The organism is Pantoea sp. XAF26B01_ASV70 (assembly GCF_054512635.1).
This window is the reverse complement of record NZ_CM137251.1, coordinates 1,001,207-1,017,184: the sequence shown is the minus strand read 5'-3', so window position 1 is coordinate 1,017,184 and position 15,978 is coordinate 1,001,207. Positions and strand designations below refer to the sequence as shown.

11 protein-coding genes are annotated in these 15,978 nt (G+C 56.9%); 2 read left to right on the top strand and 9 right to left on the bottom strand.

Going from position 1 to position 15,978, the window contains the following annotated elements; genetic code table 11:
* Positions 1-44 precede the first annotated feature (44 nt).
* The 5 genes from narI to ACX8ZY_RS04900 form a co-directional block, all read right to left on the bottom strand.
* Positions 45-722, bottom strand: coding sequence for a respiratory nitrate reductase subunit gamma (gene narI / locus ACX8ZY_RS04920; RefSeq protein WP_010248521.1), 678 nt, complete (start codon positions 720-722; stop codon positions 45-47).
* Positions 719-1,447 (bottom strand): nitrate reductase molybdenum cofactor assembly chaperone, encoded by a 729-nt coding sequence (gene narJ, locus ACX8ZY_RS04915; protein WP_459260677.1) that lies wholly within the window; start codon positions 1,445-1,447, stop codon positions 719-721. The genes narI and narJ overlap by 4 nt, the downstream gene beginning before the upstream one ends.
* The gene (gene narH, locus ACX8ZY_RS04910) at positions 1,444-2,988 is read right to left on the bottom strand and encodes a nitrate reductase subunit beta (protein ID WP_010248525.1); all 1,545 of its coding nucleotides are present in this window, start codon (positions 2,986-2,988) and stop codon (positions 1,444-1,446) included. Before narH ends, narJ begins: the two co-directional genes overlap by 4 nt.
* Positions 2,985-6,746 (bottom strand): nitrate reductase subunit alpha, encoded by a 3,762-nt coding sequence (locus ACX8ZY_RS04905; RefSeq protein ID WP_158131419.1) that lies wholly within the window; start codon positions 6,744-6,746, stop codon positions 2,985-2,987. Before ACX8ZY_RS04905 ends, narH begins: the two co-directional genes overlap by 4 nt.
* A 101-nt stretch (positions 6,747-6,847) precedes the next feature.
* Entirely contained in the window at positions 6,848-8,239 is a 1,392-nt protein-coding gene (locus ACX8ZY_RS04900) for a NarK family nitrate/nitrite MFS transporter (protein ID WP_010248529.1), read from the bottom strand.
* Positions 8,240-8,600: 361 nt separating this feature from the next.
* Between ACX8ZY_RS04900 and narL the strand changes: the two genes are divergently transcribed.
* Both narL and mutS read left to right on the top strand, forming a co-directional pair.
* Positions 8,601-9,203, top strand: coding sequence for a two-component system response regulator NarL (gene narL, locus ACX8ZY_RS04895; protein WP_050442355.1), 603 nt, complete (start codon positions 8,601-8,603; stop codon positions 9,201-9,203).
* 306 nt (positions 9,204-9,509) lie between these two features.
* Complete coding sequence (mutS, locus tag ACX8ZY_RS04890; RefSeq protein ID WP_010248533.1) at positions 9,510-12,071, top strand: DNA mismatch repair protein MutS; 2,562 nt, start codon at positions 9,510-9,512, stop codon at positions 12,069-12,071.
* Between the two features lie 139 nt (positions 12,072-12,210).
* Here mutS and rpoS read toward each other — a convergent pair whose 3' ends face one another.
* The 4 genes from rpoS to surE form a co-directional block, all read right to left on the bottom strand.
* Positions 12,211-13,203: an RNA polymerase sigma factor RpoS gene (gene rpoS / locus ACX8ZY_RS04885; protein WP_003849090.1), complete on the bottom strand. Its 993-nt coding sequence runs from the start codon at positions 13,201-13,203 to the stop codon at positions 12,211-12,213.
* Positions 13,204-13,260: 57 nt separating this feature from the next.
* Positions 13,261-14,361: a murein hydrolase activator NlpD gene (gene nlpD, locus ACX8ZY_RS04880; protein WP_010248535.1), complete on the bottom strand. Its 1,101-nt coding sequence runs from the start codon at positions 14,359-14,361 to the stop codon at positions 13,261-13,263.
* 162 nt (positions 14,362-14,523) lie between these two features.
* Positions 14,524-15,150 carry a protein-L-isoaspartate(D-aspartate) O-methyltransferase gene (locus tag ACX8ZY_RS04875; RefSeq protein ID WP_010248537.1) on the bottom strand — a complete coding sequence of 209 codons (627 nt, stop codon included), beginning with the start codon at positions 15,148-15,150 and terminating at the stop codon, positions 14,524-14,526.
* Positions 15,144-15,905, bottom strand: a complete 762-nt coding sequence (gene surE / locus ACX8ZY_RS04870) for a 5'/3'-nucleotidase SurE (RefSeq protein ID WP_158131418.1) — start codon at positions 15,903-15,905, stop codon at positions 15,144-15,146. Before surE ends, ACX8ZY_RS04875 begins: the two co-directional genes overlap by 7 nt.
* Positions 15,906-15,978 lie beyond the last annotated feature (73 nt).

The following is a 15,978-nucleotide window of genomic DNA, read 5'->3' as shown; positions in this document are numbered from 1 at the left end:
TAAAGTGGCTGCGGGACTCTCTCTGTCCCGCAGCCATCATGCGCTTAGCGGCGGTTTCTCACCAGCTGATAGCGACGGGTCAGATACTCAACCGGCGCGCTCCAGATATGCACCAGCCGGCAGAACGGGAACAGCAGGAACAGCGTCATTCCCAGCACCATGTGCACGCGGTAGATAAACGCCACGCCGTCGAGATGCTGCGAAGCGCCACCGTGGAAGGTCACCACCGCCTGCGCCCAGCCCACCAGCTTCATCATTTCACTGCCGTCCATATGCTGGGCGGAGAAGGGAATGGTCAGCAGGCCCAGCGTCGCCTGAGCCACCAGCAGGGTCATGATCAGAATATCACCGACGCTACTGGTCGCCCGCACCCGTGGATTGGTCAGACGGCGCTTCAGCAGCAGTCCACCGCCCAGCAGTGTCATCGCCCCGAACAGGCCACCGGCAATCATCGCCAGTTTCTGCTTCACGTCGATCGGCAGGAAGGATTCATACATCCAGTGCGGCGTCAGCATCCCGACGATGTGACCGAAGAAAATACCGATGATGCCGATGTGAAACAGGTTGGAGGCGAGACGCATCCCTTTTTTGTCCAGCATCTGACTGGAACCGGCACGCCAGCTGTACTGCCCGTAGTCATAGCGCAGCCAGCTTCCCACCAGGAAGACCGTTCCGGCGAGATAGGGGTAAATATCGAAGAAGAAAGTGTTAATAAAATTCATGCTGATTCTCCTGTGGTACGCGCCGTCGCCGCGGCGATGTCCAGATACTGCGGCGCGACCGCATCGGCGAAGCGACGCTGATGCATCGCCTGCTGCGCCGAGGCGCAGCCCTGTTCGCCGAGAAATTTAATCTGCTCCTCTTCCCAGACAGCATCCAGTGCTGCCGGCGTATCGTCACGCGCTTCCTGCGCCACCTGTGGCTTGAGGGCCGCAGGATCAACCGCGCTACCGGACAGCGTCAGTAATACTGTGAAGAGATCGGCGTAGGGGCTCTGACGCTCTTCAAGCCGCGCCGCCAGCAAGGCCAGGATAGGCACGATGTCGTCCAGTCCCTGACACGTGGCCTCATCGCTTTTACAGGCGAGATACTCCAGGTAGAGCGGCAGGAAATCGGGCAGCTCTTTGCTGTTCAGCTCCAGACCATCGGCACGATACTGTTCCAGCAGATCAACCATCGCCTGACCGCGATCGCGTGACTCACCGTGCACGTGTTCAAACAGCAGCAGCGAGGTGGCGCGGCCACGATCAAACAGTTCGCAGTAGTCAGCCTGCACGTCGAGCAGTGGCCGGGCACAGAGCTGATTGATAAAACGCACCAGCCGTGCACTCTGCTGCAGGTTGAGTTCAGTGGCGTCATCCAGCGCCGCGATCAGGTCGGAAGAGTGGGTAAACAGCGCCTCGTCCGGGTAGTCCAGCAGCCGCGAAAGAATCCGTAACGTCATCATGAGGCATCCTCCGGACGAATGGTTTTCTTACTGACGTCGATGGCATCAATACGGCGGCTGTTGAACAGGTTGAATTTGCTGTCACTGCCGTGACAGCCATCGCCAAAGCTAAAACCGCAGCCTTTGCTTTCCGGGAAGGCTTCACGCGCCAGTTCGCGATGGCTGGAGGGCACCACAAAGCGATCTTCATAGTTCGCGATCGCCAGATAGCGGTACATCTCCTGCGCCTGCGCTTCGGTCAGGCCGACCTGCTCCAGCGCCCGGATATCATGCTCACCGTCCACGCTTTCTGCGCGTTTATAATGACGCATCGCCAGCATCCGCTTCAGTGCCAGCAGCACCGGTGCGGTGTCGCCTGCGGTCAGCAGGTTCGCCAGATACTCAACCGGAATGCGCAGGCTCTCCACATCCGGCAGCACGCCGGTGTGCGCCAGCGCCCCGCCATCCACCGCCGACTGAATCGGTGACAGTGGTGGCACATACCAGACCATCGGCAGCGTGCGGTATTCAGGGTGAAGTGGCAGCGCCAGCTTCCACTCCATCGCCATTTTATAGACCGGTGAACGCTGTGCTGCATCGATCACGCTCTGCGCAACGCCATCTTTCAGCGCCTGCGCAATCACCGCCGGATCGTTGGGATCAAGGAAGATATCCAGCTGGCTCTGATAGAGATCTTTCTCGTTTTCCGCTGCGGCCGCCTGTTCAATGCGGTCAGCGTCATAGAGCAACACGCCGAGATAGCGGATACGGCCGACACAGGTTTCTGAACAGACGGTGGGCTGGCCCGCTTCAATGCGCGGATAACAGAAAATGCATTTTTCTGATTTGCCGCTTTTCCAGTTGAAGTAGATCTTCTTGTACGGACAGCCGGTGAGGCACATCCGCCAGCCGCGACATTTATCCTGGTCGATCAGTACGATGCCATCTTCGCCACGTTTGTAGATCGCGCCGCTTGGGCAGGTCGCCACACACGCCGGGTTGAGGCAGTGCTCACACAGACGCGGCAGGTACATCATGAAGGTGTGCTCAAACTGACCGTAAATCTCCTTCTGGATATTATCGAAGTTCTTATCCTGCGAACGTTTGGCAAACTCGCCACCGAGGATCTCTTCCCAGTTCGGGCCGTTTTCGATCTTTTTCATCCGCTGACCGGTGATCAGCGAGCGCGGACGCGCAATCGGCTGATGCTTACCGGCGGGCGCATTGTGCAGATGCTGATAATCAAAATCGAACGGTTCGTAGTAATCATCCAGCGCGGGCACATCCGGGTTGGCGAAGATCTTCGACAGCAGACCGATGCGACTCCCCATGCGCGGCTCCAGCTTACCGTTGATCTTACGGATCCAGCCGCCCTTCCACTTCTGCTGATCTTCCCAGGCGTGCGGATAGCCGACACCGGGCTTGCTTTCGACGTTGTTAAACCAGGCGTACTCCATGCCCTCGCGGCTGGTCCAGACGTTTTTACAGGTCACCGAGCAGGTGTGGCAGCCGATACATTTGTCGAGGTTCAGCACCATGCCGACCTGTGAACGAATTTTCATGGTTTTACCTCCTGCTGGCTGCCCTGGCAGGCATCGTTGCCTTCCCCATCTAACCAGTTAACGTTGTTCATTTTTCTCACTACCACGAACTCATCGCGGTTAGAGCCGACGGTGCCGTAGTAGTTAAAGCCCCAGGAGAGCTGCGCATAACCGCCGATCATATGGGTCGGTTTCGGGCAGGTCCGCGTCACCGAGTTATGGATCCCGCCGCGCTGGCTGGTGATCTCCGAGCCAGGGATATTCACGATACGTTCCTGCGCGTGGTACATCATGGTCATACCGGCCGGGATGCGCTGGCTCACTACTGCACGTGCGGTCAGCGCACCGTTGGCATTGAACGCCTCGATCCAGTCGTTATCCACGATACCCAGCTCACGAGCGTCATCTTCACTCATCCAGACAATCGGTCCGCCGCGCGACAGTGTCAGCATCAGCAGGTTGTCGCTGTAGGTGGAGTGAATGCCCCACTTCTGGTGTGGCGTCAGGAAGTTCAGCGCCTTCTCCGGGTTACCGTTGGGTTTGCTGTTCAGCAACGGCTTCGCCGCGCGGGTATCGATTGGCGGACGATAGACCATCAGGCTCTCGCCAAAGGCGCGCATCCACTCATGATCCTGATAGAGCTGCTGACGGCCGCTCAGGGTTCGCCACGGGATCAGCTCATGAACGTTGGTGTAGCAGGCGTTGTAAGAGACATGTTCATCTTCCAGCCCTGACCAGGTCGGACTAGAGATAATTTTGCGCGGCTGCGCCTGGATATCGCGGAAGCGAATCTTCTCATCTTCTTTATTGAGCGCCAGGTGGGTGTGGTCACGACCGGTAATCACGCCCAGTGCCTGCCAGGCTTTCACCGCCACCTGACCATTGGTTTCCGGTGCCAGCGCCAGGATCACTTCTGCCGCATCGATCGCCGTGTCGATATTCGGCCGCCCCGCTGCCGGGCCATCCGCTTTGACGTAGTTCAGCTGCTTGAGGAAATCGACCTCTTTGCTGGTGTTCCAGCTGATACCTTTGCCGCCGTTACCCAGGGTCTCCAGCAACGGTCCCAGCGAGGTAAAGCGCTCCCAGGTCGCCGGATAGTCGCGCTCCACCACCATAATGTGTGGCGCGGTTTTACCCGGAATCAGATCGCATTCGCCTTTTTTCCAGTCTTTCGCCTCAAAAGGCTGCGCCAGTTCCGCGGGTGAGTCATGCAACACCGGCAGAGTAACGACGTCCGTTTCAACGCCTAAATGACCCGGGCAGAGATCGGAGAAGGCTTTGGCGATGCCTTTGTAGATCTCCCAGTCACTTTTTGAGTCCCAGGCAGGATCGACGGCCGCCGAAAGCGGATGAATAAACGGATGCATATCCGAGGTATTCATATCGTCTTTTTCATACCAGGTCGCCGTTGGCAGCACGACATCGGAGTAGAGACAGGTGCTCGACATGCGGAAGTCGAGTGTGACCACCAGATCCAGTTTGCCTTCGGCACCCTGATCCAGCCACTCCACCTCTTCCGGCTTCACGCGGCCCTGCTGGCCTAAATCTTTGCCCTGAATGCCGTTTTCCGTGCCCAGCAGATACTTCAGCATGTACTCATGCCCTTTACCGGATGAGCCGAGCAGATTGGAGCGCCAGACAAACAGGTTACGCGGGAAGTTCTGCGGATCGTCCGGCTGTTCAGCGGCAAACCGCATGGTGCCCTGCTTCAGGCTTTCCACGGTGTAATCCAGCGGCGACTGACCGGCGGCTTTCGCCTGCGCCGCGATGTGCAGCGGGTTGACGTTAAGCTGCGGCGCTGAAGGCAGCCAGCCCATACGTTCGGAACGGACGTTAAGGTCGATCAGGCTGCCGCTGTAGCGACTTTTATCCGCCAGCGGGGAGAGCAATTCGCTGGTGGCCAGGGTTTCATAGCGCCACTGACTGGAGTGGTTGTAGAAGAAGGAGGTGCTGTTCATCTGGCGTGGCGGACGCTGCCAGTCCAGGCCAAAGGCCAGCGGGGTCCAGCCGGTCTGCGGACGGAGTTTCTCCTGGCCGACATAGTGCGCCCAGCCACCGCCGCTCTGACCGACGCAGCCGCAGAAAATCAGCATGTTCATCAGGCCACGATAGTTCATGTCCATGTGATACCAGTGGTTCATACCGGCACCGACGATGATCATCGAACGACCGCGGGTCTTCTCGGCGTTTTCGGCAAATTCACGGGCAATGCGAATGATGTTCTGACGGGAGACACCCGTAATCTGCTCCGCCCAGGCCGGGCTGTACGCTTTGATGTCGTCGTAGGTTTGCGCGCAGTTGGCATCATCCAGACCGCGATCCAGACCATAATTCGCCAGCGTCAGATCGTAGACGCTGGTGACCAGTGCTTCACTGCCATCCGCCAGTTGCAGGCGTTTCACCGGCAGCTTATGCAGCAGGATTTCGTCCAGCGCAACGCTGTTGAAATGCTCGCTGGTAATGCCACCGAAGTAAGGGAAACCAACCTCCACCACCTCATCGTGGCTGCCGAGCAGGCTGAGCTGCAGTTCAACTTCCTGATGTGATGCCCCATCACGCTGCTCAAGGTTCCATTTGCCTTTTTCGCCCCAGCGGAAGCCGATAGATCCCTGCGGCGCGGTCAGCTCCCCGGTCGCCTCGTTGATCGCGACGGTTTTCCACTCCGGGTTATTCTCCTGACCGAGCCCATCCACCAGATCGCTGGCGCGCAGCTGACGGCCGGCGGCGTAAAAACCGCCCTCACGGGATTCCAGCAGCACCAGCATCGGCATATCGGTGTAACGGCGCACGTAGTCGCGGAAATAGCCAACTTCGCGATCAAGATGAAACTCTTTCAGCATCACGTGGCCCATCGCCAGCGCCATCGCGCTGTCGGTGCCCTGCTTCGGACTCAGCCACTGGTCACACAGCTTCGCGACCTCAGCATAGTCCGGCGTGATCGCCACGGTTTTCGTCCCTTTATAGCGGACTTCCGTAAAGAAGTGCGCATCCGGGGTACGGGTCTGCGGCACGTTAGAGCCCCAGGCAATAATGTAGGAGGAGTTGTACCAGTCAGCCGATTCCGGCACGTCGGTCTGCTCGCCCCAGGTCATCGGTGAGGCCGGCGGCAGATCGCAGTACCAGTCGTAGAAGCTCAGACAGGTTCCGCCAATCAGTGACAGGTAACGTGCGCCCGCAGCGTAAGAGACCATCGACATCGCCGGAATCGGTGAGAATCCCATAATGCGGTCAGGGCCGTAAGTCTTCGCGGTACAGATGTTCGCGGCGGCGATCATCTCGTTGACTTCCTGCCAGCTGGAGCGGACAAAGCCGCCGCGTCCACGCGCCTGTTTGTAGCTTCTGGCCTTTTCAGGATTGCTGATGATGGATGCCCAGGCGTCCACCGGGTCGCTGTGCTGCGCTTTCGCATCGCGCCAGAGCTGAATCAGCTTCTTGCGCATTAACGGATATTTCAGGCGGTTAGCGCTGTAGAGATACCACGAGTAGCTGGCACCGCGTGGGCAGCCACGCGGCTCATGGTTTGGCAGATCGGGACGGGTACGCGGATAGTCGGTCTGCTGGGTCTCCCAGGTGACCAGTCCATTTTTGACGTAGATTTTCCAGCTGCATGAGCCGGTACAGTTAACGCCGTGCGTGGAGCGCACGATTTTATCGTGCTGCCAGCGACTGCGATAGCCATCTTCCCAGTCGCGGTTGCTGTTTAACGTCTGGCCATGCTGGCCGGAAAAGGGTTCGGCCAGCTGTTTGAAATAGCGAAACCGATCTAGAAACTTGCTCATCCGGAATACTCCTGAAGGCTTAATGTGACATTGCTGACTCTGCATCTGTCCCGACACAGAAAGTGAAATTGTGCCGGTGCGCCACACCGGCTTTGTCGTTATCAGGCGCGTGCTTTTCGGCCGTAAACCAGCCAGGTCACCGCGATGCAGCAGAGATAAAAGACCAGGAAGATTTTCATCGCGCCGGCGGGTGAACCGGTCATCGCGAGCGACAGGCCAAAAGTCTGCGGAATAAAGAAACCGCCCAGCGCGCCAATCGCGGAGATAAAGCCGAGCGCAGCAGAGGTTTCTGTTGCCGCTTCACGCTGTGCCAGCGCATCGTCGCCGCCCTCAGCTTTGATACGTTCCAGCGTCAGCTTACGGAAGATCACCGCAATCATCTGGTAGGTGGAGCCGCTGCCCAGCCCGGACGTCAGGAACAGGCCCATAAACACGGCGAAGAAGGCAACGAACGAGCCATCATGTCCGGCACCCGGCAGGGTGAGGAACAGCAGCGCAGCAAACAGCGCCATCAGCACGTAGTTGACAAGCGTGACGCGGGTACCGCCGAAGCGGTCAGAAATGATGCCGCCTGCTGAACGGGCCAGCGCGCCAATAAAGGGGCCGAAAAAGGCGTAATGCATGATCACGACATCAGGAAATTGCGTCTTCGTCAGCATGGCAAAACCGGCAGAGAAACCGATAAATGAGCCAAAGGTGGCCAGATAGAGCAGCGCCATAACCCACAGGTGTGGACGTTTCAGCACCGGCAACTGCTCACGCAGCGAGGATTTCGCCGCCGCCAGGTCGTTCATGCCGAACCAGGCCGCCAGCGTGCCGATCGCCAGGAACGGCACCCAGATCCAGGCGGCATTTTCCAGCCAGATGCTGTCGCCGGTGACGGTGGTCTGACCCACATCGGCAAAACCAAAAATGGCACAGGAGATCGCCAGCGGGGCGACAAACTGCATTACGCTGACGCCAAGATTACCGAGGCCGCCGTTAATACCCAGCGCGCCGCCCTGACGGGCTTTGGGAAAGAAGAAGCTGATATTGCCCATGCTCGACGCGAAGTTAGCGCCACCAAAACCGCACAGCAGGGAAATCACCATAAAAGTGGTGAATGAGGTCTGGCTGTCCTGTACGGCAAAGCCGAGCCACAGGCAGGGAATGATCAGGATGCCGGTGCTGAAGGCGGTCCAGCGACGTCCTCCAAAGATGGGAATAACAAAAGAGTAAGGCACACGCAGCAACGCGCCAGAAACCGACGGCAGTGCGGTCAGTAAAAAGAGCTGCTCAGTGCTGAAGGTAAAGCCAACTTTATTCAGGTTAACCGCAACGGTGCTGAACAGCATCCAGACGCAGAAGCCCAGCAGCAGACAGAAGACAGAAATCCACAGGTTACGGCTGGCGATACGTTTACCACGCGCCTGCCAGAACGCATCGTTTTCCGGTTGCCAGTCCTGAATTAACGCGCCGCGCGTCGGGGTTTGCAAAGAGGTGGATTGGGTCATAAATCTCTCATCAGCAGAATAATAATTGTGCGTATCCTGCGCATCCGCCGTGGTGTCGGGCTTGATACAAATCAACGGCAATGCAGGTTACAGAGGTGCAGCGCCCTCTCTTCACCCCGGTTAAGTAGTTGACTGAATTCAGATAACCCTTATAAATCATAGGGTTTAAACACGGCCGCCCATGCCTTCTGTAAAAGGGTGTCCGACTGGAAATAAAGGAGTAGTCCATTGGGGGTATATAGCGACCCCGCTTCACCGGTAAGATAGGCTCTCCGCCCGCTCAGGGCTGGCGTATGTGACAGGAACAGGAGCCATTGTGACGGCAGAGAAATTTACGCTTTTATTGATCGACGACCATCCCATGCTGCGCAATGGCCTGAAGCAGCTGATTGCGCTGGATGAAAGACTGCAGGTGGTTGCCGAAGCGGGTAATGGCATTGATGGCCTGGCGCTGGCACAGCAGCATGATCCCGACCTGATCCTGCTTGATCTTAATATGCCAGGTCTGAACGGACTGGATACCCTGACCCAGCTGCGTGAGATAGCCCTTTCTGGCCGGGTAGTGGTGTTCAGCGTTTCAGATAATGAAGAGGATGTGGTCAGCGCGTTGAAGCGCGGCGCTGATGGTTATCTGCTGAAAGATATGGAACCGGAAGCCTTACTGAAAGCGCTGCATCAGGCTGCTGCCGGTCAGATCGTGCTGAGCGAGGCGTTAACCCCGATTCTGGTCGCCCGGTTGCGTGAAGCGCAGCCTGCTCAGACGCGCGACATCAATCAGCTGACCCGGCGCGAACGCGATATTCTGCAACTGATCAGCGACGGGATGACCAATAAAGCGATTGCCCGCAAGCTGGCCATCAGTGAAAGCACGGTTAAGGTTCACGTTAAATATCTGCTGAAAAAGATGAACCTTAAATCCCGACTTGAAGCCGCCGTCTGGGCGCTGCAGAACGGGCTGCACTGACACTTTCCCCTTCCCGATGCGGCGCATTGCCCTCCTGCCGGCCATAAACTGCCGCAGAAATCGCGAGCCGCCTCGCAGCCCCGCATCAGCGTCATGAGAACAGGCACTTTTTTGTCGCCAGCCGCCGCCACATTTGCCAGGATGCCTGTCAGGTTACACCCGGTCAGGATCGCGGCTGTGCATCACGCTGGCATATGCCCTGCCCTATTCGTTATCATCTGATTATCCTGCGCGCCTGGAATCCCTTTCGGTTTCATGGGCGTTGACCGCCAGAAATTTACCGCATTAAAAATGAGCTAAAACCTTATGCAAGAGCCAACCGAAAAGGACTTTCCTTCCCACACGCCGATGATGCAGCAGTACCTGCGTCTCAAGGCGGAGCATCCTGACATTCTGCTGTTTTACCGTATGGGTGACTTCTACGAGCTGTTTTATGACGACGCAAAACGTGCCTCGCAGCTGCTGGAGATTTCACTCACCAAGCGCGGTGCGTCAGCGGGCGAACCGATCCCGATGGCGGGTGTGCCCTATCATGCGGTTGAAGGTTACCTGGCTAAACTGGTGCAGTTGGGCGAATCCGTTGCCATCTGCGAGCAGATAGGCGATCCGGCGCTGAGCAAAGGCCCGGTCGAACGCAAAGTGGTGCGCATCGTTACCCCAGGTACCATCAGTGATGAGGCGCTGTTGCAGGAGCGGCACGACAATCTGCTGGCGGCGATTGTGCAAAGCCCGCGCGGTTTTGGCTACGCCACGCTGGATATCAGCTCAGGCCGTTTTCGCCTCAGCGAACCTGCCGATGCTGAAACCATGGCGGCAGAGCTGCAGCGTACCAATCCGGCGGAGCTGCTCTACCCCGAAGATTTTCAGGCGATGTCGCTAATCGATCAGCGACGCGGCCTGCGACGCCGTCCGCTGTGGGAGTTTGAGATCGACACCGCGCGCCAGCAGCTGAACCTGCAGTTCGGCACCCGCGATCTCAATGGCTTCGGCGTAGAGAATGCGCACCTCGGACTGAGCGCGGCGGGCTGCCTGCTGCAGTATGTTAAAGATACCCAGCGCACCACGCTGCCCCACATCCGCTCGCTGAGCATGGAGCGGCAGCAGGACAGCATCATCATGGATGCGGCCACCCGCCGTAATCTGGAGATCACCCAGAACCTGGCAGGCGGCACCGACAACACCTTAGCGGCGGTGCTGGATAAAACGGTCACCCCGATGGGTAGCCGGATGCTGAAACGCTGGCTGCATATGCCGCTGCGCGATGCGCGCATCATTAACCAGCGTCAGGAGTCGATTGCTGAGCTGCAAAATCTCAGCGACGTGCTGCAACCGGTGCTGCGTCAGGTCGGCGATCTGGAGCGAATCCTGGCTCGCCTGGCCCTGCGCACCGCACGTCCGCGCGATCTGGCTCGCATGCGTCATGCGTTTCAGCAACTGCCGGAACTTAACCAGCTGCTGGCCGATGTTGAGGCGCCCCAGTTGCAGAAGCTGCGCACGCAGATGGGCGAGTTCACTGCGTTACGTGAGCTGCTGGAACAGGCGGTGATTGAGTCACCGCCGGTGCTGATCCGCGACGGCGGAGTGATTGCGCCCGGCTACAACGCGGAGCTGGATGAGTGGCGCGCACTGGCAGATGGCGCAACCGACTATCTTGACCGGCTGGAGATCCGCGAACGCGAGAAGCTGGGACTGGATACCCTGAAGGTCGGCTTTAACGGCGTGCATGGTTATTACATTCAGGTGAGCCGCGGACAGAGCCATCAGGTACCGATGCACTATGTCCGTCGTCAGACCCTGAAAAATGCTGAACGCTATATCATTCCGGAGCTGAAAGAGTACGAAGACAAAGTACTCACCTCCAAGGGTAAAGCGCTGTCGCTGGAAAAAAGCCTGTATGAAGCGCTGTTCGATCAGTTGCTGCCGCATCTTGAAGCGCTGCAGCTGAGTGCCGCCGCGCTGGCAGAGCTGGATGTGTTAAGCAACCTGGCAGAACGTGCCTGGTCCCTGAACTATTGCCGCCCGGTATTGCAGGATAAAGCCGGGATTAAAATCAGCGGCGGACGCCATCCGGTGGTGGAACAGGTTCTGAAAGAGCCGTTTATTGCCAACCCACTGTCACTGGCACCCCAGCGCAGAATGCTGATTATTACCGGCCCCAACATGGGCGGTAAAAGTACCTATATGCGCCAGGCGGCACTGATTGCGCTGATGGCATGGATTGGCAGTTTTGTTCCTGCCGATGAGACGCTGATTGGCCCGCTGGATCGCATCTTTACCCGTGTCGGTGCCGCTGACGATCTCGCCTCCGGGCGCTCGACCTTTATGGTTGAGATGACCGAAACCGCTAACATCCTGCACAACGCCACCGAAAACAGCCTGGTGCTGATGGATGAGATTGGACGCGGAACATCCACCTACGACGGTTTATCGCTCGCCTGGGCCTGCGCCGAAAACCTGGCGAACCGCATCAAGGCGATGACGCTGTTTGCCACCCATTATTTCGAGCTGACAACCCTGCCGGAAAAAATGGAAGGCGTGGTCAACGTCCATCTGGATGCCGTTGAGCATGGCGACACGATCGCCTTTATGCACAGCGTCCAGGAGGGTGCGGCAAGTAAGAGCTATGGTCTGGCGGTGGCGGCGCTGGCCGGCGTACCCAAAGAGGTGATTAAGCGGGCACGCAATAAGCTGAAGGAACTTGAGACCGTTTCAAACCACTCCGCGTCATCGACGGTCGATGGCTCTCAGCTGCCGCTGCTGGTTGAAGAGACCTCGCCTGCCATGGAGGCGCTAGAGGCGCTGGATCCCGATACGCTGACACCGCGTCAGGCACTCGACTGGATTTATCGTCTTAAATCGCTGGTCTGATATTACATCCCGTACATCGCACCGCGTTAATGCGCGGTGCGATGCTTGCTCGCCCGCAAATCACTTTTCTGCAGACATAAAAAAAGCGATGGTTTTCACCATCGCTTTTCGCATTCAAACTCAGATTTACTGTTAACGATTATTCACGAAACAGTGCTTCAATGCTGAGGCCCTGCGCCTGCAGGATTTCACGCAGACGGCGTAAACCTTCAACCTGAATCTGGCGTACACGCTCGCGGGTTAAGCCGATTTCACGACCCACATCCTCAAGTGTTGCCGCTTCATAGCCCAACAGGCCGAAACGACGTGCCAGCACTTCACGCTGCTTGGCGTTCAGTTCGAACAGCCATTTAACGATGCTTTGTTTCATATCATCGTCCTGCGTGGTGTCTTCCGGGCCGTTGTCTTTCTCATCGGCCAGAATATCCAGCAGCGCTTTTTCAGAATCACCGCCTAATGGCGTATCAACCGAGGTAATGCGTTCGTTGAGACGTAACATGCGGCTTACGTCATCAACCGGTTTATCAAGCTGCTCTGCGATCTCTTCCGCACTCGGCTCATGGTCGAGCTTGTGGGAAAGTTCACGCGCAGTACGCAGATAAACATTCAGTTCTTTCACAATGTGAATCGGCAGACGGATGGTACGGGTTTGATTCATGATCGCCCGTTCAATAGTCTGACGAATCCACCAGGTGGCGTACGTTGAGAAACGGAACCCGCGCTCCGGGTCAAATTTCTCTACGGCGCGAATCAGGCCGAGGTTACCTTCTTCAATCAGGTCCAGCAGAGCTAAACCACGATTGCTGTAACGACGAGCGATTTTCACCACCAGGCGTAAGTTACTTTCGATCATACGGCGACGGGAAGGGATATCACCCCGCAATGCACGGCGAGCGAAAAAGACTTCTTCCTCTGCCGTTAACAACGGAGAATAGCCAATCTCCCCGAGATAGAGCTGCGTCGCATCTAACACACGTTGCGTCGCACCCTGTGATAGCAACTCTTCTTCCGCTACGTCGCTATCACTGGCTTCATTTTCAACGAGTGCCTTCTCGTCAAAAATTTCAGCTCCGTTCTCATCGAATTCCGCGTTCTCATGTAACTCGTTTACTTTCAGCGTATTCTGGCTCATAAGCGGCTCCTACCCGTGATTCCAGGGCAGAACATAAACCTGTTTTGTTCTGCCGGATTATCGCTGCGGTAAATAACGCAACGGGTTTACGGATTTCCCCTTGTAACGAATTTCAAAGTGTAATCTGACTGAACTGGTTCCGGTGCTACCCATGGTAGCGATCTTTTGCCCCGCCTTAACTTCCTGTTGTTCCCGGACCAGCATTGTATCGTTGTGGGCGTAGGCGCTCAGGTAATCATCGTTGTGTTTAATGATGATTAAATTACCGTAACCCCGGAGTGCGTTACCTGCGTAAACCACTCGTCCTGAAGCAGTGGCGACCACAGATTGTCCGCGCGTCCCGGCGATATCGATACCTTTATTGCCACCTTCGGCGGCAGAGAAGTTATCGATGATCTTCCCGTCAGTCGGCCAGCGCCAGCTTCCGACCGGCGTTGAACTGTTGGTTGTACTGCTAACCGTTGGGGGTGCGGTAACGACTGGAGCTGTTGTCGTTGCAACATTTGCTCCATTCGAAGGCAACATTTTGCTGCCACCCGAATTACCTGAATCATCAGAATACGTAATAACAGGTTGCTGTGCAACAGCAGGCGATTTAATTTGTGGTGCCGCCGGAACGCCGCCCTGCGTTGCATCAGCAACGGTAATGGGATTGCCGCCGGTAATCGGCTGACCCGACCCATTGCCAATCTGCAAAGTTTGTCCGACATTCAGGCCATATGGCGCCGGAACATTGTTGCGCTGGGCTAAATCACGGAAATCGTTGCCGGTAATCCAGGCGATGTAAAACAATGTGTCGCCACGCTTAACGGTATAAGTTTCACCGGAGTAGCTACCCTTAGGAATGTTCTGATAACTGCGATTGTAAACAATCCGGCCATTCTGCGTCTCAACATTGCTGTTGGTACTAATCATTCCACCACTAGCGGGGGCAGATGCTGAATTTTTGCTTAACATTTGTCCCTGGGCTGGCGTGGCAGGAACGCCGCCTGAACTCATGTCTGCTCCAGACTGGTTAGTGTTCATGCCACCATTATCGCCAACGCGACTGATGGGTGCCTGTGAGTTGTCGCTGGAGCTACAGCCTGCCAGCCAAAAACCTACCAGTGAAAGCGCCGCCAGACGGCGTAACTGAAAAAGTGTGCTTCCCGTGCTCATTAATCCCCCGTGATGGCAACTCTGATCTATCTGTTTCACTGTATCTGCCAGCAGGATACTCTGCGCGGCGCGATAAAATCTGCGTTTTCGATGAATAAACTGGATAGTAACAACATCAGGTACGTGGTGCTATGAAACAGTTGTGAAGAAATACGAAGAGGGTCAGGCCAGATCGCCCTGCACCAGCGGGACAAAACGCACTGGTTCAATGGTCTCTTCCATCACCTCTTCGCCCTGACGACGCAGGCGCTTCAGTACCTGCTGATCTTCACCAACCGGCAGCACCATGATGCCGCCTTCTGCCAGTTGTGCTATCAGCGCAATCGGAATTTCAGGCGGTGCAGCCGTGACGATGATGGCATCGAAGGGGCCACGTGAAGGCCAGCCCTGCCAGCCATCACCATGACGGGTTGAGACATTATGCAGATCCAGCTGTTTCAGACGACGCTTGGCCTGCCACTGCAGCCCTTTGATGCGTTCCACTGAATAAACATGGTCCACCAGATGGGCAAGAATCGCCGTCTGATAACCTGAACCCGTACCAATCTCCAGCACACGCGAATGCGGATTAAGTCCGAGCAGCGCGGTCATCCGCGCGACCATGTAGGGCTGTGATATCGTCTGACCGGAGCCGATGGGCAAGGCTACATTGTCCCAGGCTTTATGCTCGAACGCTTCGTCGATAAAACGTTCACGCGGCACCTCGCTGATGGCTTTCAGCAGGTTTTCATCATCGATGCCCTGCTGACGCAGTTGTGACAGCAACGTCTCAATACGCCGATTCACCATGCCAGGTTCACCTCAGCTTTAGCCAGCCAGTCACTGAGAACGTTCTGCGCGCTGTGCGCCGTTAAATCGACATGGAGTGCCGTGACAGAGACGTAGCCCTGATCCACGGCGGCGAAGTCTGTATCCGGGCCCGCATCCAGTTTTTCGCCTGGCGGACCAATCCAGTAGAGTGTATTGCCACGCGGATCCTGCTGCGCAATCACCTGATCCGCCGGATGGCGACTGCCACAGCGCGTAACGCGGATGCCTTTGAGTTCTGACAACGGCAGATCGGGAACGTTGATGTTGAGAATGCGGCCGGTGCGCAGCGGTTTATGCGTCAGTGCCCTGAGGAGCGCGCAGGTCACGGCCGCCGCGGTGGCGTAGTGCTGATGGCCATTGAGCGAAACCGCGATAGCCGGCAAGCCAAGATGTCGCCCTTCCATCGCTGCCGCCACCGTGCCGGAGTAGATCACATCATCGCCCAGATTGGGGCCGGCATTGATGCCCGACACCACAATGTCGGGACGCGGCTGCATCAGCGCATTCACCCCCAGATAGACGCAGTCGGTCGGCGTCCCCATCTGGACGGCGATATCGCCGTTTTCATGGGTGAAGGTGCGCAGAGGCGTTTCCAGCGTTAATGAGTTCGAGGCACCGCTTCGGTTACGATCGGGGGCAACAACCTGCACGTCAGCAATCTGCCGCAGGGCTTTCGCCAGAGTCTGAATGCCTGGCGCATGAATGCCGTCATCGTTACTGAGCAATATCCGCATTTCGTTCTGACCTTTTTTTATTCGACTGGTCGCCTTGACGGAACCTGTTTTAACGGCATGGCAACAGGTGAGG

Bases quoted from the DNA above. Each gene is read 5' to 3' on its own strand.
- mutS (WP_010248533.1), top strand. From the start codon at position 9,510: ATGCAAGAGCCAACCGAAAAGGACTTTCCTTCCCACACGCCGATGATG.
- narL (WP_050442355.1), top strand. From the start codon at position 8,601: ATGCTGCGCAATGGCCTGAAGCAGCTGATTGCGCTGGATGAAAGACTG.
- ACX8ZY_RS04905 (WP_158131419.1), bottom strand. From the start codon at position 6,746: ATGAGCAAGTTTCTAGATCGGTTTCGCTATTTCAAACAGCTGGCCGAA.
- rpoS (WP_003849090.1), bottom strand. From the start codon at position 13,203: ATGAGCCAGAATACGCTGAAAGTAAACGAGTTACATGAGAACGCGGAA.
- surE (WP_158131418.1), bottom strand. From the start codon at position 15,905: ATGCGGATATTGCTCAGTAACGATGACGGCATTCATGCGCCAGGCATT.
- ACX8ZY_RS04875 (WP_010248537.1), bottom strand. From the start codon at position 15,150: ATGGTGAATCGGCGTATTGAGACGTTGCTGTCACAACTGCGTCAGCAG.
- nlpD (WP_010248535.1), bottom strand. From the start codon at position 14,361: ATGAGCACGGGAAGCACACTTTTTCAGTTACGCCGTCTGGCGGCGCTT.
- ACX8ZY_RS04900 (WP_010248529.1), bottom strand. From the start codon at position 8,239: ATGACCCAATCCACCTCTTTGCAAACCCCGACGCGCGGCGCGTTAATT.
- narI (WP_010248521.1), bottom strand. From the start codon at position 722: ATGAATTTTATTAACACTTTCTTCTTCGATATTTACCCCTATCTCGCC.
- narJ (WP_459260677.1), bottom strand. From the start codon at position 1,447: ATGATGACGTTACGGATTCTTTCGCGGCTGCTGGACTACCCGGACGAG.
- narH (WP_010248525.1), bottom strand. From the start codon at position 2,988: ATGAAAATTCGTTCACAGGTCGGCATGGTGCTGAACCTCGACAAATGT.